Genomic DNA, 2970 nt, shown 5'->3' with positions numbered 1-2970 from the left:
TCTGCCTCAGAGGGTTTTCCGTCCACATAAACTTTCCAACCAGGGTAATACAGATCCGTCAAAATCAATGTGTCTTCCGTCGGCGTATCTGCTTCAATAATCACTTCATTCGCCCGATACTCCTTGATCGTAGCTGATTGATTTACCACCGGTTGTGTCCAGGCGAGACGACCACGGCTGCCTTGCAACTCATAAAAATAAAGTGGTTCATCGAAGCGTCCCCAGGCGGGATTGAGTACCGCGTCATAATCACTCCAAATCGGCTTGACCGGCCATTGGTCCAGTTTCAAGGGATGCTGACTGAGGATATGAGTCACCCCCGCTTTCTGTAACCATTCAATCTGTTCGACTGTCGGTAGATCTTCTTCTTTGAAAGGTAGTGGCTCTGGCATGGCTGTTTTGGGATTATAATACTGCTCGGGACCAATACCCAGATAAACGGGAGTCGAAGCCACGCCAATCAATGTCGGCAAGTTTGCTCCCGGGGCAAACAGTCGCACCGGCTTTCCAAATTCTTGAATGATTTTTTTGAGGGCACTTTTTTGACCCTGCTTGACGGGAGGATTCGGAATAATGGTGGCATAAGTCACATAACGACTGACAACCCAGAAATCAGCGACTGTAAACAGACAGACGAGCGACACAATCAAAAGTTGGATGTGTTTGTTCCAGTTCACGATCAGGCGTTCCATACTCACGCCGGCAATCACTGCAACTGAGAATGTCGTCACGATGCCATAACGTCCGGGGCCCGTAAAGAAACTAAAACCGGGCAGGTGTTTTGTCAAAGACAGGAACCAGCCCGGCGTATAAAGTAATGCCAACAGTCCGATCATCGCCAGTAAAACAAGTCGTCGATCGCCGGTCCAAACGCGGCGCCACGTTCCAAAGATCAGCAGCAATACAGCAGCCATTCCGAAATAGAGGTGTGCTTCCACCTGATTGGTCGCGTCGGAACCCGGTGCAAGACCCGCGTCGAGATTGACTTCATAAGGATACCAGGCCCACGGAGCGACGACTTGCGATAGATACCAGACAGGAATGTGCCCGTAACCGGGTTGATGCGAACCTTCACCAACTTCAGCCCGTTGACTTAATTGTTTTAATTCCCATGTCGGCCCCAGTTGAACAGCCGATAAAGCGTACGCTGATACAAAAGCCAACAGCAACAAAATGACGGTAAAACGTCGAACTGGTTTTAATTGCTCGGTTGTTTCATCACGGCTCAACCAGATTCGGGCCGGGATATAAACGAGTAACATCAACTGTGTAATAAACGCCAGATTGAAATGCCCCGGCAAGATCTGCATGGTTAAGGCAAAACAGAGTAGAATCGGGTAGCGCCAAGAGCGGGTTTGAAAAAATGATTCGACACACCACAGTGCCAAAGGCAGCCAGGCACCACCTATGATGGCCCATTCCAGACAGATACGCGAGGGGAACCAGCCGTATGTGTAAACCAGTCCTGCAAATAGAGCCGCGATCAGGGAATAACCCAGTCGTCTTACATACAGCGCGGTAAACACAAACGCCAGAATGTAATGCAGAATCTGAACAAAGTTGTAAGCGGTATTGACTGGAAAAAAACGGTAAGCAAAGTAATTGAATGGATAAAAAGCGCCGGTCTGGCTCTCTGCCACTAAGGGGAAACCATGACCGATATTGGAATTCCAGAGGGGAAATTCACCCGCCTGCAGGCGTTCGGCAAAGAACGTTTTTTGTGGGAAAAAATAAGAATAAAGATCGCCGCCAATTAGACCGCCGCCCGACCAGAGACCATTCCAGAAGATCCATGTCAATCCTAGAGAAGCGACTAAAACGACACCAGCAAACTGAGAGGCACTAAGAGGAACAGCTTCTTCCAGTCGAGGCTGTTTGGTTTTCTTTTTCCGGGAATGGCTCAAGCAACTGGACCTTGTGTTGACGAAACGGAACGCGTCTGACTGGCAAGGTTCTATTCTAGGCAGCCCACGATAATGTCTCAACACTCAAGACTGGAGTTCTTACTCGCCAAACGTGCGATTCAGACGATTTCGATGATAAGCCAGCCGTTCTTCGGAACTCATAGAAGCAAAATCAGGAGCCTCAGCGGCGTTTCCCGTTGATTTTGTCTGAGTGGGTTTCCCATTTTTTTGTTGTGAGGGAAAACTGAAGGTTTTGCCATCTTCGCCACCATAACTCATCACCGCAGTCTGATAGGTGAGATCAACGTCTAAACTGCGCGTCGGTTTGATGTCCAGTTCCTGCAGTACCCCATGATAGGCTTTCACCGCTTCGATCGGCTGTATCTTGTCTTCCACCAGTAACCGCAAAAACTGAATGAACGCCAACTGATGCTCGGCCTGATTGATTTTTCGTCCGAATAATGCCACGCGCGCTCCATATTTACGGGCATCATAGATTAATTGAAACGCATCCAGTGTGGTTCCCGCTGAGCCGCCCAGAATTCCAACAATCAAATGCGGATCATAGGCGACCAGTTCTTCCATAGCCCGTGGTCCATGATAAACCATTTTCAGAAATGTAGGCCGCCCTGCTGAAGCGACACCCGCCAGAGTACGGGCAATCAGATCGTTGATAAAGCCAGGAGCCATATCCGAGGAGACCGCATTGCTGATATTAGGGTCAAAAATTTCCAGGAAGTGGCGAAACTTTTTGCGTTCAGCCTCTTCCCGAAACTCTTTGTAGCGTTCGAGAGTCTCAAGATCATCTTCGAGATTGTTATTGAACGTGACCGAATACAGGCCGAGGTCGGCACCGTAGGCACGTTCTTCCGGTTTGCAGTCGAGATGCCCGCATTGAATATGATCCAGACTGGCCGAGCGAAACGGCTTGGCCGCCGGGATGTGAATTTTGCCGCCCCGAGGCACATGTACGTCGGTCGTATCATTGGCCCGGGCTGCGGGAGTGATGGGCGAATTGTCGAACAGGCGTTCGTCAATCGTCAGCTTTTCGCTGGTGCTGGCAGAC

At 49.8% G+C, this 2970-nt stretch carries 2 protein-coding genes; both read right to left on the bottom strand.

Annotation, left to right across the window (positions count from 1 at the left end):
• The coding region (locus Q0668_RS11025) for a hypothetical protein (RefSeq protein WP_298864252.1) at nucleotides 1-1904 on the bottom strand (1904 nt) is incomplete at its 3' end.
• Nucleotides 1905-2003: 99 nt separating this feature from the next.
• Nucleotides 2004-2970 (bottom strand): hypothetical protein (locus Q0668_RS11020; RefSeq protein ID WP_298864249.1); only part of this gene is annotated, 967 nt, incomplete at its 5' end.

The organism is uncultured Gimesia sp. (assembly GCF_937910335.1).
GTDB lineage: Bacteria > Planctomycetota > Planctomycetia > Planctomycetales > Planctomycetaceae > Gimesia.
This window is presented reverse-complemented; position numbering and strand designations above follow the sequence as displayed.